This is a genomic window from Pectobacterium cacticida, assembly GCF_036885195.1.
Classification (GTDB): Bacteria; Pseudomonadota; Gammaproteobacteria; order Enterobacterales; family Enterobacteriaceae; genus Pectobacterium; species Pectobacterium cacticida.
The window spans coordinates 2,415,101-2,438,310 of sequence record NZ_CP133656.1; the positions used below are offsets into that span (position 1 = coordinate 2,415,101).

The window sequence follows — 23,210 nt, forward strand, 5'->3', positions numbered from 1 at the left end:
ATGACATTATTATTAATTAATCTCAGGATGCTGTTCCGTCAGCCGTTTTCTTTTTTTCTCCAATTCAGCTATTTGCTCGTCTATTTCCTCTATTTTCTGTTCAATATTATCGTACTGTTCTTGTAACAATTCTTTTGCCTCTGTTCGATCTGACGCTGCCGGCGTAGCGCCTTTCAGCGGTTGGTTCGCCGTTTCACGCATTGACATTCCTGTTATCAAGCCGATTATCCCAATCACCATCAAATAATATGCGGGCATATATAAATTACCGGTAGATTCAACAAGCCACGCTGCGGCCGTTGGCGTAAAACCGGCCACCAGCACTGAAATATTAAATGACGTTGCCAACGCACTATAACGAATATGCGTAGGGAAAAGTGCGGGAAGCGTTGAGGCCATCACCCCGGTGAACGAATTCAGTAACACAGCCAATACTAATAACCCACAGAAAATCAGCCCAATCACACCGCTATTAATCAACATAAAACTGGGAATTGACAGCAGAAACAGGCCAATACTGCCGCCAATAACAAACGGTTTACGCCCATAGCGGTCACTCATTAACCCCATAACCGGTTGCACAAATAACATGCCGATCATGACGGCAATAATGATCATTACCCCATGATCCTCAGAATAATGCAGACTATGAGAGAGATAACTTGGCATATACGTCAGCAGCATGTAATAAGTCACATTGGTGGCAATCACCATGCCAATACAGATCAGTAACCCTTTCCATTGCTTGACGATAATTTCACGCAACGAGATCTTCGGGGCAGATTGGAGACTATTTTGCGATTCTTTATCAATCGTATCAACATGCTGCTGAAATGTTGGCGTTTCTTCCAGTGCATGGCGCAGGTAAATACCAATGAGTCCGAGCGGTGCGGCAATAAAGAATGGAATACGCCACCCCCATGCCAGAAAGTTTTCTTCTCCGACAATCGAAGAAATAAGCACCACGACGCCTGCTCCCATCACGAAACCGGCAATGGAACCGAAATCTAACCAGCTTCCTAAAAACCCGCGCCGCCTGTCGGGGGAATATTCCGCAACAAAAACCGCCGCACCGGTATATTCTCCCCCGACGGAAAAACCCTGTGCCAATTTTGCCAACAACAGTAATATCGGAGCCCAAATACCAATAGCATCATAGGACGGAATCAAGCCGATACAGAATGTACTTACCGCCATGATAATAATAGTAATTGATAAGACTTTCTGGCGACCGAATTTATCGCCCATCGCGCCAAAAAATATGCCGCCCAATGGACGAACTAAAAAAGGAACAGAAAAGGTTGCCAGTGCGGCAATCATTTGCACCCCGGGATCCGCACCAGGGAAAAAAACTTGCCCGAGCGCATACGCCACAAACCCATAGACGCCAAAATCAAACCATTCCATCGCATTGCCTAACGCCGCGGCGGTAATCGCTTTCTTAAGCCTGTCATTATCAATAATGGTAATGTCCTGAATTTTCATCGGCTCAATTTTCTTCTTTCTTAATCTCATTTTTTCTCCCTTTCCTCAAAACGGCCTGTTATTAACCATGCGGCCACCACGTTCATGCTCGGCTAACGCCCAATGCACCCTGAAGAATTCACAATTTATTAATCGTGATATTCATTACACCTTGGTGCGATATAAAAGGAGTATAGAAGAATTTAACCAAAAGCACGGTTCAAGGTGCCGTATGCCTAAATAACAGACAGAGATATAACCAAAAGAAAATAATGATTAAGCATTATGACAACATCATCACATGGCTGTCGGTAGGGTTTTTACTTACGCGGCATAATCATTTTTGGGATTACGGTTAAAATAGCCATGCCGAGACAATACCTTGATAGAAAATCGACACAGAGGTCAGTTCTGGTGAACGGCACTCATGCCATGCTCGCGAGAAAAAGCCAGTCAACATATGTAGACTGGCTTTTTGAGTTAACGCTAATGGAATACGGATATAGGGTTACGTTGTCTCTCACTCTACCGCATATTCCTTCACTTTATTATTAGCGTCTGGCAACGAGCCATTCAGTGTCCTGAGCGCCTCTTTTGCCTCTTTCAGGACGCGAACACATTGCTCACGCGTAATAGTAAGCGGCGGCTCAATCCTGATGGTTGTCGCGTTATTCAGCGTGCCCGCGACCAGGATGTGTCGATGGAACAATTCTTGCGCGAAGGCGTACCCGATCTCATTTTTCCTGAACTCAATCGCCTGCAATAGCCCCATTCCTCGCGCTTCAACAATCAGTTGAGGATACTCGGCCGCTAATTGCTGGAGCCCCTGCAACAAAAACGCGCCCTGCTTTGCCGCCTGCTGCGGTAAATTCTTCGTCAGCAACTCATTAACCGTCGCCAGCCCCGCCGCACAAGCGAGTGGATTACCGCCGAACGTAGTGGTATGCAGAAACGGGTTTTCAAACAGTACGGAGAAGACCGCTTCCGTTGCCACCGTCGCGCCAATCGGCATTACGCCGCCGCCCAGGGCTTTCGCCAGACACAAGATATCGGGCTGTACACCATAATGCTCACAGGCGAACATTTTACCGGTGCGCCCCATCCCCGTTTGCACCTCATCCAGAATCAGCAATGCCCCGATCTCATCGCATAGCGATCTAACCGCTGGCAGGTAATTTTCCGGTGGTACAATCACACCGCCTTCTCCCTGAATCGGTTCAAGGATAATGGCGGCAACATCGTCGCCAGTCTTCTGGCATTGCTGAACCTGCTTGCGCATGGCATTGATATCGCCGAAAGGCACATGATGAAAGCCAGGTAATAACGGCATAAAAGGACGACGGAAGGCGGGTTTAGCCGTTGCGGAAAGCGCACCTAACGATTTCCCGTGGAATGCGCCGGTCGCGGCAATAAAAGTATATTTACCGCGAGTAGATTGATACGCCTTCGCCAGCTTAAGCGCGGCTTCGACCGCTTCCGTTCCACTGTTGCTAAAGAAACTGTATTTCAGATCGCCCGGCGTCAGCGCCGCCAGCGTTTTTGCTAATAGTCCCCGCAGTGGGTCGAGCAGTTCCTGGCTGTGCAGCGGTTGCTTGGTGAGTTGGCGCTCCACGGCGGCAAGCACATTTGGGTTGCGATGCCCAATGTTGAAAATGCCGTAACCGCCGAGGCAGTCCAGATATTCATTTCCTTGGGTATCAATTAACGTATTTGGGCCGCTGGCGCGCCATTCAACGGCGGCATAATCGCCGCCGGTGGTGACAGATTTTCGGTATTCCAGAAAACCTGGGTTGACATATTCACGAAAACAATTCAAGACCTCTTGATTCAGTGCCGCCATGTCATCGTGGGATAGCGTGTCACTATGAATCCAATGCAATGCCTGCTGAGTACACTCTAGCGGGTTAAGGTGGGCGTTTGATCTGGACAAAATGTGCTCCTTGTAAACGGACATCACGCGATGCCAGTTTAATTAATGCACATGACACGCCACTTGCCTGCCAAAAAATAAAATAAAATATTAAATTTCGATCTAAGGCATAGGATTAGACATTTATTTTTATAAAACGCGAGTCATAGCGATGATTAACTATGTCTCACAGCCATTATCAGTATCTACAACATCACCTCCAGATGAAGTGCTGCCCCGCTAACGTCCAGCGCGCCCCTTTATGAGGCGAACCACTGCGACTAAGAGCCTATCCCAGTAGGCGTATCGTCTTAATGTCGGATCATGATGTGGCGTACGATGGTGTAATCTTCCAGCCCATACATCGACATATCCTTGCCATAGCCGGATAACTTTTGCCCACCGTGCGGCATTTCGCTCACCAACATGAAGTGGGTATTCACCCAGGTACAACCATATTGCAGGCTCGCGGCCAGGCGATGCGCTCGTCCGATATCGCGCGTCCAGACCGACGACGCCAACCCGTAATGCGAGGCATTAGCCCAATCCATTACCTGCGCCTCATCGTCGAACAGCGTAATGGAGACGACAGGCCCAAATACTTCTTTCTGGACGATCTCATCGTCCTGTTTCGCCCCCGCTAATACGGTAGGCTGGAAGTAAAATCCCTTCCCCTTCAGGCGTTCGCCCCCGGTCACAACGGTGATATGCGGCAGCGCTTTAGCGCGTTCGACAAAGCCAACCACGCGCGCCAACTGCGATTCTGTAATCAGCGGCCCGAGTTCGGTGGCTTCATCATGCGGATCGCCCATTTTTAGCGTCGCGACCGCGTTGCCTAATGCCCCCACAACCTCATCGTAGATGGCACGCTGCACATAGAGCCGACACGCGGCGGTACAGTCCTGCCCGGCATTGTAGAAGCCAAAACTGCGGATCCCATCAACCACTTGCTCGATATCGGCATCGTCGAACACAATCACCGGTGCTTTGCCGCCCAATTCCATATGCGTTCGTTTTACACTCGCGGCGGTATGCGCAAGAATATGCGCGCCGGTCGCAATCGACCCGGTCAGCGACACCATGTTCACTTTCTCATGCCCCGTTAGCGCATCACCGATATCCGCGCCGCGGCCAAACACAATATTGACTACGCCCGCAGGCACTATCTGCGCCACTAAATGCGCCAGATAAAACGTGGTCAGCGGCGTTTGCTCCGCCGGTTTCAACACCACGCAATTTCCCGCCGCCAGCGCAGGCGCCAGTTTCCAGGACGCCATCATTAGCGGATAATTCCACGGTGCAATAGATGCCACCACCCCAACCGGATCGCGCCGGATCATCGAGGTATGCCCTTCGAGATATTCCCCCGCAGCGGAACCGTTCAGACAGCGCGCGGCGCCGGCAAAAAAGCGAAACACATCCACTACCGCAGGCATTTCATCGTTAAGTACCGCGTGATACGGCTTACCGCAGTTTAGCGATTCAAGCTCGGCGAGGGTCTCAGCATTTTCTTCGATCGCATCAGCAATCTGTAATAGCAATGTCGCGCGTGTTTTCGGCGTCGTGTACCGCCAGTGAGCAAACGCGGATTCTGCTGCCAGAACGGCTGCATCAACCTGGTGCAAATCGGCTTGCGCAATAGCCGCAATACATTCCCCCGTTGCTGGGTTAACGACCTCCAACCTCTCGCCTTTTCCCGCGACTAGCTTGCCTTCGATCAGTAATTTGTCGTGCATACCTTTTCCTTACAGCGTCATCGCCGTATTTATCATGGCGTTCTGTAACAGGGGCCTGCAAAAAACCTGCCACATCGTACCGTTCGGCCCATCCATTGCACATCAGACGCCGGGATCATTGTCCGGCATTTTCTTTGCCTGTTCCGCGGCCCGTTTCGCTTCCTCCGCCAGCGCGTCGATCTCTTCTTCTGTCAGTTGACCCGATGCCTCATGCACCTTTGCTAACCCTTCGCTCACCGTAACGTCTTTGGGATCATCCTTCGTCGTCATCGCCATTCCTCTCTATCAAATAATATGTCTGCTAATAGTAAGTGTAGTCGATGGTAACAATCCGTCAGTCTGAAGAAGATTTAACGCGGCTTTTCGCCTGGGTATATGTGATAATAATTATCAATTACATCGTATTTATTTGCCCAGGCCCTTGTCCCGTCGATGTCAGCGGACAGGCTCGCCCCGCCAGAGAATAATGCAGTAAAAAATAGGGGGCGATTGCCGCAGAGTCGGCGGGAAGATGACCTGGTGGGGCGTTGGCATGTCAGAGTCTGAACTCAGGATGTTGTTCAACCACTATGCAGAACGGTTAGAACGTTATCTCAATCATAAACTGCGTGACACTCAGATCGCGGCAGATCTGGTACAAGAGAGCTTTTTGCGCTTGGCGCAACGCTTAGAGCAGCAGAATGATGTAGAAGATAAGAAAGCGTATCTCTATAAAACAGCCAATAATTTACTACTCGATTATGTCCGTCACCAGCAGCGTTGGCGGCAGGCGCTCCCCTTTGACGATATAGAGGCGGCGCAGGAAGGCCTACCGGAGACGACACCGCATCTCGATCAAACGGCTATCGCCCAACAGGAGTTGGAGCGTCTGGCTAACATATTGGCAACCCTGCCTGAACGCACGCAGTTAATCTTTCAATTGCATCGGTTTGAACACATGACGCAGGCGCAAATTGCTCAGCAGTTGGGCGTTTCCCTCAGCACCGTGGAGAAGCATCTTGCCATGACGTTACAGGCAATGATGACGATCCGTGCCTCATGAAAAAGTGCTGTTATCATGAAATAATCACAATATATTTACGGGTTTATTGGCGTCAAACGTCTACCTATTTAGAGCCCCTACACACTCCAGGCCTATAACATGAACGATTATCCCACTGACATCCAGCAGCACGCCGCGCGATGGGCCATACGCCTGGCTGAAGCGCCGCTGGATGATGAACAAGAACGGGCATTCCAGCACTGGCTGGCACTGGATCCACGCCATCGCGACGCATTGGAACAGGCTGGGAGGCTCTGGCATGGGCTAGGGTCGCTCAGCGTCGAGCAACGGCAAGTGCTGCAACCACCAGCGCCAGCAACCTTTCCCATCAAACGCGTCAATCGCGCGACGCAGTGGAAAATCGCGGCCTTGCTGTTACTGGGTTTCAGTATCGGTACGACGTGGATTTCAGACGGTATCCTCATGCTGCGCTCGGATTTCCATACCGCGCATCAGGTCAAACATGTGACGCTCCCGGATGGCAGTCGGGTCGATATGGATGCGGGCAGTGCTATCTCACTCGCCTATACGCCGCAAGCGCGACGCGTCACGCTGCTACAAGGCTCTGCCTGGTTCACCGTCGCGCCAACGACCGCCCAGGAAAAACGGCCTTTTCTGGTCGATGCCGCGTCGGGAACAACGCAAGCGCTCGGTACGCAGTTTATGGTGCAAAACACCGCGGAGACAGCGACCGTCGGCGTGGTGGAGCACAGCGTTCAGGTCACGGCTAACGGGCAAACATTGCGGCTTGATGAGCAGCAGGCAGCGCGTTACTCCGAACAAGGAATGGCGCGACTCCCCGGCTGGAATAGCCGCGAACGCGGCGACTGGCGACGCGGCCTGCTAATTTTTGATCAACAACCGTTAGCCACGGTGGTCGCACGTATCAATCAATATCGCGCGGGGACCATCGTTATCGCGAATTCCGCGCTGCGCCAACGTCAGGTCAGCGGCATTTTTTCACTGAGTAAGTTAGATGGCGCATTACACACCATCACCACGGAACTCGGCGTCAAAACCGTCGCCCTCCCTGGCGTCATGCTGTTGTACTAATCTTTTCCCCCTTATCTTCCCCAATCTGCCATGCCGCTCAGGCGTGGCTGTCTCTCTCTCCTGTTTTTTGTATTCACAACGTCGCAACGCGCGTTAGAAAAAATTTAAATATTTTTTTACGGGTTCCGTCGTCTCGTCCGTCTACTTATTTGGGTAATGATTTTTATTATCATTACCATTAAGAATTAAAGGGCAACTAACCCTTTGTATTTTGGTGACATTTACCTATCGAATGAATGGTAGACCAGGTGAGACATGTTTAAAGACACACAACAGCACTATCAAGCATTGTTACAACTTAATCCCCTATCTCTTGCCATCGGCATTGCGCTTTCGTTGCCCGGCGCGTTTCAGTCCGTGCAAGCAGAAACGCCAGCCGCTGGCGTTCAAGCGACGGCTCGCCAGAGCGTCGCTTTCTCCATCAATCCACAACCACTAAGCAGCGCCTTACTACGTTTCGCAGAACAAGCAGGGTTACAGGTCTTTTTTGCCGACGTCAGACTGGAAAATATGCAGTCAGTCGCGCTTAACGGACGCTATACCCCGGAGCAGGGGCTAAATAAGATGATCGGCATTAATCCGGTCGACTTTTCGATCGATAGCAATGGCGTTATTACCCTGCGCCCACGAGCCGTCAACGTCGATACCGCTAAAGTCAACGATGTGATAACGGTGCGCGCCGTCAGCGTCGCCAATCCCGGCGATTGGATCTACGAACAGCCACGCGCCATCAGCGTTATTTCGCGCGAACAGATGGATAACCGTCCGGCGCGCCACGCGGCCGATTTGCTGGAACAGTCTGCCGGTGTTTACTCCAGCGTCAGCCAGCAGGATCCCGCATTATCGGTAAATATCCGCGGCATTCAGGATTTTGGTCGCGTCAATATGAATATCGACGGCATGCGGCAGAATTTCCAGAAAACGGGTTATGGTCAGCGTAACGGCCAGATGTATATCGATTCCGAACTACTCTCCGGCGTAACGGTTGAAAAAGGCGCGACGAATAACATGGGGAGCGCCGGAACGCTAGGCGGTGTAGCAACATTTAATACTGCTAGCGCCAGCGATTTTCTGGCACCAGGTAAAGAGCTAGGCGGTAAGCTACACGCAAGTACTGGCGATAATGGCACCCACTTTATTGGCAGTGGAATTCTCGCGATAGGCAATGAAACAGGGGATATTCTAGTCGGGGCAAGTGAGCGCCATTTGGGAGATTACTGGCCGGGGAATGATGGCAACCTCGGTAATATCCGTATTCCCGGAAATTCAACTAATTACAATGAGTGGGCGAATAACTTAAAGCATCAAAAAGTGACCAGCGCGGCCTACACCATGCACTCGCGACTGGCGAAAGTCGGCTGGAATCAGCCTGCCAATCAGCGCTTCCAGCTCAGCTATATGCAAACGCAAACCTCTTCTGAAAACGCAGGGACGCTATCCAATCTTTCCAATACCGAACTGGGTTGGAAAGCCAGCGGACACAGCGAGATTATGGCACGCAGTACCGCGCTGGATTACAGCTTGAAGCCGGACGATCAGCGCTGGCTGGATTTTAAGGCCAAGATTTATTACGCCGATACCAATAACGACACCGATAACTATGCGCTCTCTAATACCAGTGCCTATCATGAAAGCACGCGGCTACGCACGTACGGCGCCCAAGCGCAGAATACCTCGACGCTGTGGCAGCAGGGCGCGCACGATCTGAAAACTGACTACGGACTGGATTTCTATTACGACAAGATCACGACAGACAGCACCAATAGCACGGCCAGTAACGCAACCCCAGAGGGAAACCGTGCGATGGCCAGCCTGTTCGCGAACCTGAATTACGCCTACGACGAATGGGTAACGCTGCAAGGTGGTCTGCGTTACGACCGCTACCGGTTACGCGGCACCACCAGTATCAGCTATCGGGAAATTCCCTATACTATCGCGGATCCCTGTAAGGAAAGGTCAATCGCACGTTGCCCCGCGTTCGTGACCACCACGCAGGATTGGAATGTCGATGACGAACACGGCAAACTTTCCCCCACCCTGTTTGCTGGCGTCCGCCCCGGCGTTGAATGGCTACAGCTGTTCACCAGCTATGGCCTGTCCTGGCGTCCGCCATCAGTCAGCGAAACCTTTGCCAACGGCACCTACAGTGCAGGCAACTATTACCTCTATCCAAACCCCAACCTTAAGCCAGAACGCTCTCGCGCCTGGGAGGTCGGATTCAATATTCAGCAGCCTAATCTGCTCGTTGATGGCGACAGACTGGTCAGCAAAGTGTCCTATTTTGACACCCGGATCAACAACTACATCAGCCTGAACGGCGCTCGCAATAAACCGGGCTATAACGGCTATTCCCTCAGCAATTCCGTGTTCCAGAACAATCTGGCGAAGAGTCGCTTCCGCGGCATGGAATACCAGCTTAATTACGACGCGGGCTTTTTATATGTCGATGCCACCTACACCCACATGATCGGCAATAACGATTTCTGTGCGCCGGTGGCCTGGATGGGCGGCGTCACGACCGTCGGCGGTTCCAGAGGCAACTACTACTCTACGCCTGTCGATACCACAGCTAGCGATTTCTCTTGTCAGAAAACGCTGTTATTCAGCAACGCGGCCTATCTGCCGGGCGACCGCGGTTCCGTCACGCTGGGGACACGAGTCTTCGATCGCAAGCTGGATATGGGCGTCACGATGCGCTTCGCTCCCGGCTATCAGGATGCTGCCGCACCGGCCAACTCCGCCTATTTAGCCGACTGGCCCAAATATGAGGTTTACGATCTGTACGCCAGCTATCGTCTGACCGACAGCCTGACGGTACGCGGTTCCGTCGAGAATATCGCTAACCGTACTTACATCGTGAGCTATGGCGAATCACTGGGTTACACGCCAAGCCGGGGCAGAACAGTGCAGGCTGGCGTGGAGTACCGATTCTAATTTCCCTGTTTCCCCACGCGGGAGGCAGGAAAACAAAGGGGATGGGATGGCTCATCCTCTTTCACGACAGACACGGATGACCGTGCCTGTAGATCGTTAGTTAATGAGGAATCTATTATGAGTTTTGCAATTACCTACGATGCCTACTATGCCAATTACAGCATTGCCAGCTACCTGACTGAATGGTCGGCAGCGTTTGGTGACGTTAACCATACCGCGGGTAATACACAAGTCGGTGGCAATAATACCGGGGGCTTTTACGGCGGCGATACCTTTATAGACGGTACTCAATATGCGATCACGAGTACGCAGAACGATTTCTCCGCGCTCATTGCCGGCGGGGATCTGACCTATAGCCTCTTCACACCTCCAGCCCACACGCTGTACGGCGACCTGGACAGCCTGTCCTTCGGGAACGTCCTGCAAGGCGGCACCACCGCGGGCACCACGTACTCTCTTGCTGAGCCGGAAGTCACCTTCAGCGGACTGGATCTCTCCACAGACGTTGCCAATCTGACCGTGAGCGATCGCGGTGTCGTTCATGACGTGATTTACGGCCTGATGAGCGGCCAGGTTCAGCCGCTGCTGGATGCGCTGACTAACGCAGGTATCGATATTAACGCCAGCCTGGATAGCCTGAGCTTCGCAACAGCAGCCTCCGATGCTGCGCTTTCTGCCGATACCGTGGTCGACGTCGTCGGCGTTGCCGATACTACCGTCGATCTGCTGGCCGCATAAGAAAACGGCTAAAAGATGACGCTTTTAGCCGTTTGATAGCAAGCACACCATTGCGGTGAAGTGAGCGCAAACACCGCAGTGGTTATCTCATTGTAAGGACGGCTGAAAAACCGCGTCAATAGTAGTACGGCCAACGACGACGCACTATTTATTGAAGAAGGAACATCCCATGACTGTATCCCATCCGGCTTCATCAGGTCGGGAGATTATTGATGCACTGGCTGCCTACCGTCAGGGATTCTGGGGAATTGGCCTGTTCAGCGCGGTGATCAATCTGCTGATGCTGGCGCCGGCAATTTATATGCTTCAGGTCTATGATCGCGTCTTGCCTGCCAGCAGCACCATGACGCTGGCGATGCTGACGATCATCATGCTGGGGCTGTTTTTATTGATGGGTTTACTGGAATGGGTACGCAGCGCCGTGGTGATTCGCCTCGGTACGCAGATGGATATGCGACTGAATCAGCGGATCTTCAATGCAGCATTTGAAAGCAATCTCAGGAATGGCTCAGCGAGCGCCGGACAAGCCTTAAACGATCTGACCGCCCTGCGCCAGTTCGCGACTGGGAATGCGCTGTTCGCTTTCTTTGATGCGCCGTGGTTTCCGGTGTATCTGCTGGTGATCTTCTTACTGCATCCCTGGCTGGGCGTGATGGCGCTAGCAGGGGCTATCATTCTGATTACGCTGGCCTGGCTAAATCAAAAACTCACGCGCGAACCTTTGTCTTTAGCCGCTAAAACTACGGTTCAGGCGACGCAACAAGCCAGCGTTAACCTGCGCAACGCCGACGCCATCGAAGCCATGGGCATGTTGCAAGCGATGCGTGAGCGTTGGCTGACGCAACATCGGGCGTTTCTCTATTATCAGAACATCGCCAGCGAAAAAAGCGCCACTATTACCTCGCTAACCAAGAGTACCCGGCTGGCGCTTCAGTCACTAATGCTGGGTTTAGGTGCGCTGCTGGCTGTCAACGGTGAGATTACACCCGGCATGATGATTGCCGGTTCCATTCTGGTGAGCCGCGTACTTAGCCCGATCGATCAGATTATAGGTGTCTGGAAGCAGTGGATGCAGGCACGCCTTGCCTGGCAACGTGTCAACCGTTTGCTCGATGCTCATCCAGTACGCGCCGCGGGCATGTCTCTGCCCGCTCCGCAAGGTAAACTTCAGGTAGAACAGCTCAGCGCCAACGCGCCCAACACGCGTACTCCCATACTCGCCAATATCACGTTTGAGCTGTTTCCCGGCGATGTGCTCGGCGTGTTAGGGCCCTCTGGTTCGGGTAAATCCACTCTCGCCCGCCTGTTAGTTGCCGCCATGCCCGCTCTCGGCGGCAAAATCAGGCTGGACGGCGCCGATATGCACCAATGGGACAAAGGCGATTTAGGCCGCTTTATCGGCTATCTTCCGCAAGATGTCCAACTTTTCAGCGGGACGATCGCCGAAAACATTGCCCGTTTTACTCACCCGGATGCAGAAAAGATCGTTGCCGCCGCCATCACCGCCGGCGTTCACGAGATGATTCTGCGGCTGCCGCAGGGCTACGATACCCAACTAGGCGAAGGCGGGGCGGGGCTATCCGGCGGTCAGAAGCAGCGTATCGCCCTGGCCAGAGCCATTTACAACCAGCCACGCCTGATTGTGATGGATGAACCCAATGCCAGCCTCGATGATGACGGCGAGAAAGCCTTATTGGCCGCGATTGCCGCCCAGCAGAAAGCCAAAAGCACGCAGGTGCTGATCACGCATAAGCCAGCTCTGTTGTCCTGCGCCAATAAGCTACTCGTTCTGCGCGCCGGACAGATTCAGTATTTCGGGGCAACAGCGCACGTGCTGAAAGAACTCCAGCGCGCCAATACTTCTGCGAACAAACCGATAACTAAACCCGCCAGCGCCAATCCTACCCCGGCTAAGACAGCCGACTCCGCCAACGCCGCTACCCCAAAGGGACTCGCTTCCGCCGGGCTGAGCATGGTGTATAGCGCGCCGACGCCACGCCGCCCCGCTCCGGATAAATGAGGTTTAGCGTACTAATAACAAAAACTTATCGCCATAAATACATCAATGGAAAGAAGAGGATAACTATGTCCGCGTTACGCGAAGTCACATCACCGCCAACCGATCCCCTCACCCAGGTTGAGAATAATGTTGAGGCGCTGCCGCTACATACCGATGCCAGGCGCTATTTAAAGCAAGGGCTCTGGCTGGTGATTGTCGGCTTTGGTGGTTTGCTGCTGTGGGCTGGCATTGCGCCGTTGGATAAAGGCGTTGCCGTGTCCGGGCGGGTCATTGTCGCGGATAATCGTAAAGCCGTGCAGCCTGTCAGTAACGGACGTATCGCTTCACTTACCGTGCGGGATGGAGACCGTGTGAGGGCCGGACAAGTTCTTGCCACGTTAGATCAAACGCCCGCGCAGGCGCAGCGCGACAATCTCGTCACCCAGCTTCAGGAGGCGCACGCGAGCGAAGCGCGCCTGCGGGCGGAACGCGACGATCTGAGTACGATAGTCTTCCCTGCCCCCACAGCGTTGCACAGCACCGTCCCACAACAAATGCAGATCGCCCAGCAGCAGCTTTTCATCAGCCGTCGCGCCGCGCTGCAACAGGAACGTGCGGCAATGCAGGCTGCCATTAGCGGGGCAAAAGCGCAGTCGCAGGGGTCGCAAGCATTACTAACCAGCAGTCAATTGCAATTCCAGATCATCAGCGAACAATTGCGCGGACTACGTCCGCTGGCGCAGGAGGGGTACATCCCTCGTAATCGTCTGTTAGATGTTGAACGCCAGGCCGCCCAGTTGGCGGGCGCAATCGCACAGGAACGCAATAATCAGGCACAAAGCCAACAGCAGGTCGTAGAATTGGAACAGCGGCTCCAGCAACGCCAGCACGAATACCAGAAAGAGGTGCGCACCCAACTCACCGAGACACAGCGTTTGATACAGGATCTGACCCAGCGCTTGAAAACAGCAGAGTACGAGCTCCAGAATACCTACATTCGTGCTCCTGTCAGCGGCACAGTGGTCGGACTATCGCTGCATACCGAAGGCGGCGTAGTCAATAGCGGGCAAATGCTGATGGAGATCGTTCCCGATGGACAACCGCTTTTGATTGACGCGCAGTTGCCTATTGCCCTGGTGGATAGAGTCAGTAACGGGCTACCGGTCGAATTACTCTTTTCTGCATTTAACCAAAGTACGACGCCGCGCGTTTCCGGTATCGTCGCCCTGATCGGTGCCGACCAACTCATCGAACAACAGACAGGAAAACCCTATTACGCACTGCGTATTCGGGTCGACGAACAGGGCAAGCAACAGCTCGCCGGATTGGACGTGCGTCCCGGCATGCCGGTAGAAGCCTTTATTCGCACTGGTGAACGTTCCCTGCTCAACTATCTGTTTAAACCACTTGCCGATCGCCTGCATCTGGCGCTGACCGAGGAATAATCATGCTGCGTCTGACATCTATGTATTACGCGACGATGCTCTGCTGCTATGCTGTCTCTTTTTTTCTCTCGCTACTCTATAGCGCACCGAGTCAGGCATTAGGATTAATGGAAGCCTGGCAGCTGGCGCTCACCCACGATCCGGCCTTTCAGGCTGCCGTGCATGCGCGTAATGCCGACAGCGAAGAGAAAAACATCGGGCGAGCCGGGCTATTGCCGAAAGTCACTTATGATTACAGCCATTCACGTAACGACTCCACGGTAACGGCAGGTGGTCAACGGTCAAATCGCGATTACACTAGCCGAGCTTCCAGCCTGTCCTTACAACAGCCGCTGATCGATTATGCGGCCTGGTCACGCTACCAGCAGGGGGAAGCCAGCGCTGTGCTGGCAGATGAACAACTGCGCGATGCCAGCCAGCAGTTGCTGGTACGTCTGTTTCAAGCCTACACCAACGTGTTGTTTAGCCAAGAACAAATCGCACTGGTTCAAGCTCAGCAACGCGCCTATCGCGAGCAATATCAACTGAATCAACGTCTTTTTCAGCAAGGCGAAGGCACCCGTACGGATATGCTGGAAACTGAAGCGCGGGTCAACCTGACGGAAGCGCAGCTTATCGAAGCGCAAGACAATCTGGATATTAGCCGACGTGAACTGGAAACATTACTGGGAGTGCCCGTTAGCGAGGATCGGCTTGCTACGTTAACGCCACATTTTCAGCCGCTGGCGCTTCAACCCGCTAACTATCAGCATTGGCAATCGCAAGCGCTACGCCACAACGCACAGCTATTAGCACTCAATCAATCGTTAGCCGTGGCCAAATACGGTATTGAACGAAATCGAGCGGGTCATCTGCCGCAGGTTACACTGGTTGCCAGCACGCGTAATACGCAGTCGGACACCGAAAACAGTTACAACCAGAAATACGATACGCGATCGATTGGCATCCGCGTCAGCGTACCAATTTTTGCCGGGGGCGGTGTTTCTGCCGAGACGCGTCAGGCACAGGAGCGCTACCTGCAAACCGCGCGGCAAAAGGACGAACAGACAGCGACGATCGAGACGGAACTGCGTCGCCAGTTTAATCTGGTCACCAGCAGCCAGGCCAAAATCCGCGCTTACGCGCTCGCGGAAAAATCGGCGCTGGCGCTGGTCACCGCCACGCGAAAGAGTGTTCAAGGGGGAGAACGTGTGAATCTTGATGTCCTGAATGCCGAACAGCAACTTTACGGCGCACGCCGTGATCTTACTGAAGCGCGCTATACCTGGCTGACTGCTTGGCTACAGTTGCATTATTATGCGGGTACTGTCGATGAAAAAATATTGCGTCAATTAGCGACCTATTTTGAAAAAAAATAACGACACCACCGTACTCCTTTTTATTTTTTCTGGCGTCAGTTGTCTGATGTTGACGTCATCTCTTAAAAAGAAATTATTTTTTCATCGCCTAACTAATCATTTAAAAACAATAAAATATAAAGAATACTTCATTAGAGGTAGAAAAAATCGTGGTGTTTCCGTATTTTTCACTCTCAAAAACCAACATTAACCAAACAAAAAACACAATAAAATTACATAAATAAAACAAAATAAAAACAAAAAGCACCATTTAACGCGTAAAAATTAACAAAATTCGAGAGGGAAATTCAGCAGCCCGATTAAAAAAATAAACTTACAGTTAAAAAACTAAATAAACCAAACAAGTCCGATTATTGGGATCAAGATCTTTTATTGTAATAAAATAGATAGCAGATAAAAAATTAATAGACTTAGATCAAGAAAAGCAATAACACCCCGCCCCTATAGTACCCGCAGTAAAAATTAACCTATTTTAATTCTAATTTATCATTTTATCTTACAAAGCAATGCAATGAGGCTACTATGGATTTTATCGTTCAATTAGTCATCGTCCTAATCTGCCTTTTCTACGGGGCAAGAAAAGGCGGGATCGCGCTGGGTTTATTAGGCGGGATTGGACTGGTTATTTTGGTTTTTATTTTCAAATTACAACCGGGTAAACCGCCAGTTGACGTCATGTTGGTCATCATCGCCGTGGTGGCCGCGTCGGCAACATTACAGGCGTCAGGCGGGTTAGATGTGATGCTGCAAATCGCGGAGCGTATGTTGCGGCGTAACCCCAAATACGTCTCAATTATTGCACCGTTTGTCACCTGTACATTGACCATCCTATGCGGTACGGGACATGTGGTGTATACCATCCTGCCCATTATTTATGACGTTGCCATCAAGAATAATATTCGTCCTGAAAGGCCGATGGCGGCCAGTTCAATCGGTGCCCAAATGGGCATTATCGCCAGCCCGGTTTCCGTCGCCGTGGTCTCGCTGGTTGCCATGCTGGCTAACTTCACGTTTCACGGCAAACACCTGGGGTTCCTCGATCTGCTATCCATCACTATCCCTTCTACGCTGTTAGGTATATTGGCAATTGGGATTTTCAGTTGGTTCCGCGGTAAGGATCTGGATAAGGATGAAGATTTTCAGAAATTCATCGCCGATCCCGAAAACAAACAGTACGTTTATGGCGATACGGCCACGCTGTTGGATAAAAAGCTGCCGCGCAGTAACTGGGTAGCAATGTGGATCTTTCTGGCGACGATCGCAGCGGTAGCCATTTTGGGCGCCGTTGAGGAACTGCGTCCGGCTTTTTCTGGTAAGCCGCTGTCGATGGTGTTGGTAATTCAGATGTTTATGTTGCTTTCCGGCGCCCTCATCATTATCGCGACGAAAACCAATCCGGCATCCATCTCAAAGAATGAAGTGTTCCGTTCAGGGATGATCGCTATCGTTGCGGTATACGGCATCGCCTGGATGGCAGAGACGATGTTCGGCGCTCACCTCAATGAAATCAAGGCGACGCTGGGGTCGTTGGTGAAAGTCTACCCCTGGGCATACGCCATTATCCTGCTGATCGTGTCCAAATTCGTCAACTCGCAGGCGGCCGCGCTGGCAGCCATTGTTCCTGTAGCGCTCGCAATCGGCGTGGATCCGGCCTATATCGTCGCGTCTGCACCTGCCTGCTATGGTTACTATATTCTGCCAACCTACCCAAGCGATCTGGCCGCCATCCAGTTCGACCGCTCCGGTACGACCAGAATTGGTCGCTTCGTCATCAACCACAGCTTCATTCTTCCAGGGCTTATTGGCGTAACCACCTCCTGTATCTTTGGCTGGGTGTTCGCCGCAATGTACGGTTTCCTGTAATTCAGTTCGCTAACACTAAACGCCGTCCAGCAATGGACGGCGTTTTTATAGCGTGCCTCCGCTACGCGCCCCTCACGCCGTGGCAAGCGATGTTGCAAAACGCCGTTATCAGGTGTGCCGTAAAACCCCGTCCTTCAGGGCGGGGAGGATGTCAGCTTTGCAGCCAAATACGAACACAAGCCTGCGCTAACGCCCGTGTTGGATCGATACTGATATCTCGCCAGCGTGATGATACCGTCTCCAGCGCAGGCGGGACTTCCGTACAGGCCAGCACCAGGCGTTCCGCCCCCCGCGCCACCAACTGCGTCGCAAGCCGATCCAACAACTCGCCACCGCGCGCTAATTCACCACGTTTTACCGCATAGCACCCCGGCACAAAGAATGACGCCATTTGCTGTTCATCTGGCACGATGGTTTCTGCCCCCAGATGCGCGGCGAAACGCTGCTGATACCACCCAGCCTTAAGCGTCCCCTCTGTTGCTATCAAGCCAATCTTGTGTGGCACATCTTCGGTTTGGTCTAACTGGTCGATGGCGTTTAACGTTGCGTCGGCGATATGTATCAACGGCGCGCGGCTCGCATCGGCCAGTGAGTCAAACCAATAGTGCGCGGTATTACAGGGCACCACAATGTGGCTGACCGACAAACGATTGAGTTGCCGGATAGCATGCAATAGCGCCGGTAATGGCGTCTCGCCCGTTCCTGCCAGTGCCAATTGGCGGTCTGGAATCTGCGGCACATTCCAGGCGACCACCGGCACATGATCCTGATCGCGGCCGGCCGGTGTTTCTTCAATGATTTTATGCAGCAGATCGACTGTCGCTAGCGGCCCCATGCCACCCAGCACCCCAATCAGCAGCGAACTCATCGCGCGGCCGTCTGTTCAAACAGTTGACGGTAGCCAAACAGCCCGGCTGACCCACCAGTATGAATGAAGACAATGTTTTCATCGGCGCGGAAATGTCCCTGACGAATCAGATCGATCAGCCCCGCCATGCCTTTGCCGGAATAAACCGGATCGAGCAAGATCCCTTCCAATTGCGCCACTAGCCTGAGCGCCTCCAATGTCCCTTCCGTTGGAATACCATACCCTTTCCCCACATAGTCACTGTTCACCTGGACAGCACTACGCGGCAGCGCGTCCGTAATGCCCAAATGTTGCCAAGTACGCTGCGCTAGCGCGTACACAGCGTCTTCCTGTTTTGCTTTAGGCGCCCTGACACTAACGCCTAACAACGGAATTTGGCTATGTGTTGCCGTCAATCCAGCGACCAGCCCGGCTTGTGTTCCTGTACTGCCGGTGGCATGAACGATGCGGTCAATACGCAAGCGCTGCTGGCTAGATTGAAACAGCAACTCTTCGGCACAGGCGACATAGCCCAACGCCCCTATCGCGTTAGACCCCCCTCCGGGAATCACGTAAGGCCGAAAGCCGTCTTTGCGTAACGATTCCGCAAGTTCTTCCATCGCCTGCTGCATATCCGTCCCCGCAGGCAAGTGATCGATAATTTCCCCTCCCAGCAGACTATCCAGCAGCACATTGCCGGATCGCTGGTAATCTTCGCCGTAGTCTTCAACGCGCTTTTCCAGCAGTACTTTAGTTTTTAATCCCAGCGTGGCCGCTGCCGCGATGGTTTGCCGCACATGGGCACTGAACACCTATTCCGGTTTTCTTGGCGTCTCGGAAACGCTGCGCATGGCGGGTCGCAACTATGGTTTGACTGGTTTTCGCTATATCAATGCCATCCTAATCCCTGCGGCGCTGCCGTCGATTATTTCTGGGCTCAAGATCGGTTGGGCCTTTGCCTGGCGCACATTGATCGCCGCAGAGCTGGTGTTCGGCGCATCCAGCGGCAACGGTGGTTTAGGCTGGTATATCTTCCAGAATCGTAATGAGCTTTATACCGATCGTGTCTTCGCCGGACTGGCGTCCGTCATCATCATCGGCCTGCTGGTCGAAGGGCTGGTGTTTGCCACCATCGAAAAGATCACGGTAAAACGCTGGGGGATGCAGCGCTAAACGTCATTCTGGTTATGCGAAGTCTAGCCATTGATAGCCAGAATTGTTCTTTTGCGGCGCTCGATGTCGCTGTTACAACTAATTTGTCTTTTCACCTAGAGATGAGAGATCGCGAGCATGATTGCAATACAAGCGCCACAAACCTATCTAAATCGTGACGGCGTCATTCGTTCTGTCGGTGACTACGCAACGCCCTATGCCAGCACAATACTGATTATTACCAGCCCACAGGCGTGGAAAACGACGGCGGATGCTGTCGAACGTAGCCTCAATGAACACGGCTTACGCTATCAGGTCGAATTTTTGCCGGGCGATTGCACCAAACCCGCGATAGAAGCGCTGACCGCACAGGCGCGCGCCTTCAACGCAGAACTGATTTTGGGCATTGGCGGCGGGCGTGTGCTGGATGTCGCCAAAGCCGTCGGCGACATTGTGGGACAGTTGCCCGTCATTACCGTACCCACCATTGCCGCTACCTGCGCCGCCTGGTCACCGATCAGCGTGATATACAGCGACAGCGGCGCACACAACGGCCCCTTTTCGCTGACGCGATTACCGGTGTGGGTATTGGTGGATAGCGAGATCATCGCTCAGAGCCCTTCGCGTTATCTCAAAGCCGGTATCGTGGATGCGATGGCGAAGTGGTATGAATTCCAACCTTATCTGCGTCACGGCGACGACGGGCTGGCATTAGCGCTTAAAGCACAGGCGGCGAAACTGGCTGTGGAAACATTTAATACCTATGGCGAACAGGCTATCGCAGATAACGAGCTAGGTTTGGTCACGCCGGCGCTGCGCCGTGTGATCGATGCCGTTATCGCGCTGGCGGGCGTCGCGAACAGTATGAAAGATGAGGTGCCACGCATCGGCGTTGCCCATGCCATTCACAACAGCATGACGCGCCTGCCGGAACTGCACGACTGGCTGCATGGCGAGAAAGTCGGTTTTGGTCTGGCCGCACAGGCATTTCTGGAACACGATAACGACGCTGACCGCGAAGAACTCGTCGCCCAACTGCGTCGCTACGGCAGCCCGATAACGCTAAGCGCCCTCGGTCTGAACGAGCGCCCACAGCGGGTGGAAGAGATCGCACAGCATGTGAAAATCGCACCGAAAATTGCTTCAAGACTACCTTTCGCCACGGATGCTGAACGAATCCAACAGGCGCTGTGGCGCACGCAAACGTTAGAAACAGGCGTAAAAAATAGCCACGCGGCATGAGAATCGGTTAAAAAAACGGGTGCCTCGATCACTCGATGCACCCGCTATATAGGCGATGTCAAATACTACCGGACTCTCCCTGCTGGCTGGGTATCGGGTTAGGAAACAATACCGTAATTCAGATTTGGTAATCGCTTACCGCTTCATCGTTATCCGAAAACACCTTGTCTTTGATTTCGTCCAGCGACAGTTCCGTATTACACAACTGAATAAATTTCCAGGTATAGTTACGCTGTAACTGCCCCTTTTTTAGCCCCAACCAAACGGTGTTGGCCTCAAAGAGATGCTCGGCATTCAGCCGCACCAGCCCCCTATCACGCGCCGAATCATAAGACATATCAGCCACAATCCCCACGCCTAGCCCTAGCTCGACATAGGTTTTAATCACATCAGAATCCTGAGCACTCAAGGTAATATCCGGGGACATCCCTACCGACTGGAAGGCGCGATCGATACGTGAACGACCGGTGATCCCATGTCGATAGGTAATCAACGGTTCGGCATTAAGCATGTCCAGCGTAATTACCGGTTCTTGTGCCAAAGGATGCTGCTCCGGAACAATGATCGCATGGTGCCAACGATAATAAGAAAATGCCGCCAGTGAAGGGTCGTTAATCAACCGTTCACTGGCAATACCGATGTCGGCCTCACCAGAGTGCAGCATGGCGACAATTTCATCTGGCGTGCCCTGATTCAGCACCAGACGCACCTGTGGGTACAGCGAACGGAAGGCTTTAATCACCGGTGGCAGGCTGTAACGCGCCTGCGTATGCGTGGTTGCAATGACCAACTGGCCCGTATCATTATTGGTAAACACATTCGCCAATCGGCGAATATTGCCCGCATCATTCAGAATACGCTCGGCCACCACCAGCAACGCCTTTCCCGGTTCGGTCATACCTAACAGCCGTTTACCGCGACGAATGAAGATTTCAATCCCCAGTTCTTCTTCCAACTCGCGGATATGGCGACTCACGCCGGATTGAGAGGTAAACAGCGTATTCGCTACCTCGGTCAGATTGTAGTTGCACCGCGCTGATTCACGAATAATCTTTAGTTGCTGAAAGTTCACCTTTCACTCCCTTATGCTTTATTACAGATTGTAATATTGATCCAAGGAATGAGGGCTAAAACAAATAAACAAATGGAGTTGATTATATTTTTTTATACTAACGATACCTACGCCAAAGCAAATTAGCGAACAACGAAATAAGCATATTATTCAATATCAATATGTTGGAAAATTAACGTTGATACTATCCTCTGCGCCAATCAAATCTTTCGCTATTATTTATGCTTTTCTGATCTATTGGCCGCGGTGATTTTATTCTTCTTTCAGGTATAGCTTCTCACGCTATACTACCAACCACCGCCGCCTACACGCTTTTCCGTCGCGATATCTGGCTGGCGCGACGCACGGTTACTCACGAATAGGTTTATCATGTTGATAGGGATTTTATTTGCGCTTGCTGCCGGATTGATGTGGGGCCTGATTTTTATTGGGCCGTTGCTCGTGCCGGATTATTCTGCCGCATTGCAATCCACAGGGCGCTATCTGGCCTTTGGGCTGATAGCGTTGCCGCTGGCGTGGCTCGATCGCCGCCGCCTGCGCCAACTCACCCGCCGCGACTGGCAGGAAGCCATAAAACTCTCGGCTGTTGGCAACCTGCTGTACTATTTTCTACTCGCCAGTGCGATTCAGCGTACCGGCGCCCCCATTGCGACGATGATTATCGGTACATTGCCCGTCGTGATTTCCGTAACCGCCAACCTGTTGTATAGCCAGCACGACGGTCGCGTAGCCTGGCGTCGCCTTCTTCCTTCACTATCGCTGATTGCCGCAGGACTGGTTTGCGTCAATATTGCCGAGTTGCAAGGAAACACGGTCCCATTCGATTTATGGCGCTATGCCAGCGGTATTGCGATGGCGTTTTGCGCCATGATGTGCTGGACCTGGTATCCGCTGCGCAATGCCCGCTGGCTCCGTGACCACAAAGGCCATACGCCAACCACCTGGGCTACGGCGCAAGGATTGGTCACGCTACCGCTGGCGCTGTTGGGATATATTCTGGTATGCGGCCATCTGGCGCTGACGGATCGTGCTTTTAGTCTGCCATTCGGCCCGCGCCCCGACGTGTTCATTCCGCTTATGATCGCCATTGGTCTGTTTTGCTCGTGGGTTGGCACGCTATTCTGGAATGAGGCCAGCCAACGCCTGCCGACAGTGCTGGTGGGGCCGTTGATTGTGTTTGAAACGCTGGCGGGGCTGGCCTATGCCTTCATCATTCGACAATCCTGGCCGCCACTGTTGACGCTTTGCGGGATTACCTGCCTGATTGTCGGCGTGATTTCCGCCATGCGGGTGAAACCAGAACCTGTCGTGGTAGACATTCAGATACCGGTTTCACGGGCGGAATAAATCAATACC

The 23,210-nt window shown here is 52.6% G+C and carries 16 protein-coding genes and 2 pseudogenes; 11 read left to right on the forward strand and 7 right to left on the reverse strand.

Annotated features, from left to right (window positions below; genetic code table 11):
- Positions 1–12: 12 nt before the first annotated feature.
- The 4 genes from proP to RFN81_RS11215 all read right to left on the reverse strand — a co-directional run bounded on the left by proP (position 13) and on the right by RFN81_RS11215 (position 5,379).
- Positions 13–1,515 carry a glycine betaine/L-proline transporter ProP gene (gene proP, locus RFN81_RS11200; protein ID WP_264495925.1) on the reverse strand — a complete coding sequence of 501 codons (1,503 nt, stop codon included), beginning with the start codon at positions 1,513–1,515 and terminating at the stop codon, positions 13–15.
- Between the two features lie 469 nt (positions 1,516–1,984).
- Positions 1,985–3,394, reverse strand: coding sequence for a putrescine aminotransferase (gene ygjG / locus RFN81_RS11205; protein ID WP_264495926.1), 1,410 nt, complete (start codon positions 3,392–3,394; stop codon positions 1,985–1,987).
- Between the two features lie 290 nt (positions 3,395–3,684).
- The gene (patD, locus tag RFN81_RS11210; protein ID WP_264495927.1) at positions 3,685–5,109 is read right to left on the reverse strand and encodes an aminobutyraldehyde dehydrogenase; all 1,425 of its coding nucleotides are present in this window, start codon (positions 5,107–5,109) and stop codon (positions 3,685–3,687) included.
- A 102-nt stretch (positions 5,110–5,211) separates the two neighbouring features.
- Positions 5,212–5,379, reverse strand: coding sequence for a hypothetical protein (locus tag RFN81_RS11215; RefSeq protein WP_264495928.1), 168 nt, complete (start codon positions 5,377–5,379; stop codon positions 5,212–5,214).
- A 262-nt stretch (positions 5,380–5,641) separates the two neighbouring features.
- On the opposite strand from RFN81_RS11215, the gene RFN81_RS11220 reads away from it, so the two are divergent.
- The 8 genes from RFN81_RS11220 to RFN81_RS11255 all read left to right on the forward strand — a co-directional run bounded on the left by RFN81_RS11220 (position 5,642) and on the right by RFN81_RS11255 (position 17,541).
- Complete coding sequence (locus RFN81_RS11220; RefSeq protein ID WP_264495929.1) at positions 5,642–6,151, forward strand: RNA polymerase sigma factor; 510 nt, start codon at positions 5,642–5,644, stop codon at positions 6,149–6,151.
- Positions 6,152–6,250: 99 nt separating this feature from the next.
- Positions 6,251–7,204, forward strand: coding sequence for a FecR family protein (locus RFN81_RS11225; RefSeq protein ID WP_264495930.1), 954 nt, complete (start codon positions 6,251–6,253; stop codon positions 7,202–7,204).
- Positions 7,205–7,459: 255 nt separating this feature from the next.
- Positions 7,460–10,138, forward strand: a complete 2,679-nt coding sequence (locus RFN81_RS11230; protein WP_264495931.1) for a TonB-dependent receptor — start codon at positions 7,460–7,462, stop codon at positions 10,136–10,138.
- A 117-nt stretch (positions 10,139–10,255) separates the two neighbouring features.
- On the forward strand, positions 10,256–10,876 hold the full coding sequence (locus RFN81_RS11235; protein WP_264495932.1) for a heme acquisition protein HasA: 621 nt from the start codon (positions 10,256–10,258) through the stop codon (positions 10,874–10,876).
- A gap of 169 nt (positions 10,877–11,045) precedes the next feature.
- On the forward strand, positions 11,046–12,896 hold the full coding sequence (locus RFN81_RS11240; protein WP_264495933.1) for a type I secretion system permease/ATPase: 1,851 nt from the start codon (positions 11,046–11,048) through the stop codon (positions 12,894–12,896).
- 65 nt (positions 12,897–12,961) lie between these two features.
- A complete protein-coding gene (locus tag RFN81_RS11245) occupies positions 12,962–14,320 on the forward strand; it encodes an HlyD family type I secretion periplasmic adaptor subunit (RefSeq protein ID WP_264495934.1) in 1,359 nt (452 codons plus the stop codon).
- Between the two features lie 2 nt (positions 14,321–14,322).
- Positions 14,323–15,678, forward strand: a complete 1,356-nt coding sequence (locus RFN81_RS11250) for a TolC family outer membrane protein (protein ID WP_264495935.1) — start codon at positions 14,323–14,325, stop codon at positions 15,676–15,678.
- A gap of 522 nt (positions 15,679–16,200) precedes the next feature.
- Positions 16,201–17,541 carry an anaerobic C4-dicarboxylate transporter gene (locus tag RFN81_RS11255; protein ID WP_264495936.1) on the forward strand — a complete coding sequence of 447 codons (1,341 nt, stop codon included), beginning with the start codon at positions 16,201–16,203 and terminating at the stop codon, positions 17,539–17,541.
- Between the two features lie 151 nt (positions 17,542–17,692).
- On the opposite strand, the gene RFN81_RS11260 is transcribed toward RFN81_RS11255, so the two are convergent.
- Together RFN81_RS11260 and RFN81_RS11265 are read right to left on the reverse strand one after the other, a co-directional pair.
- Complete coding sequence (locus RFN81_RS11260) at positions 17,693–18,409, reverse strand: aspartate/glutamate racemase family protein (RefSeq protein ID WP_264495937.1); 717 nt, start codon at positions 18,407–18,409, stop codon at positions 17,693–17,695.
- A pseudogene (locus RFN81_RS11265) lies at positions 18,406–19,194 on the reverse strand (D-cysteine desulfhydrase family protein); the annotation flags it as partial. The gene RFN81_RS11260 and the pseudogene RFN81_RS11265, both read right to left, overlap by 4 nt.
- Between RFN81_RS11265 and RFN81_RS11270 the strand changes: the two are divergent.
- Positions 19,190–19,561: pseudogene (locus tag RFN81_RS11270) on the forward strand (ABC transporter permease); the annotation flags it as partial. The pseudogenes RFN81_RS11265 and RFN81_RS11270 sit on opposite strands and share 5 nt — an antisense overlap.
- A 117-nt stretch (positions 19,562–19,678) precedes the next feature.
- On the forward strand, positions 19,679–20,782 hold the full coding sequence (locus tag RFN81_RS11275) for an iron-containing alcohol dehydrogenase family protein (protein WP_264495938.1): 1,104 nt from the start codon (positions 19,679–19,681) through the stop codon (positions 20,780–20,782).
- A gap of 118 nt (positions 20,783–20,900) precedes the next feature.
- Here the strand turns inward: RFN81_RS11275 and cbl are convergent, their stop codons facing one another.
- Positions 20,901–21,854: an HTH-type transcriptional regulator Cbl gene (cbl, locus tag RFN81_RS11280; RefSeq protein WP_264495939.1), complete on the reverse strand. Its 954-nt coding sequence runs from the start codon at positions 21,852–21,854 to the stop codon at positions 20,901–20,903.
- Positions 21,855–22,223: 369 nt separating this feature from the next.
- On the opposite strand from cbl, the gene RFN81_RS11285 reads away from it, so the two are divergent.
- On the forward strand, positions 22,224–23,201 hold the full coding sequence (locus RFN81_RS11285; RefSeq protein ID WP_264495940.1) for a DMT family transporter: 978 nt from the start codon (positions 22,224–22,226) through the stop codon (positions 23,199–23,201).
- Positions 23,202–23,210: the final 9 nt, after the last annotated feature.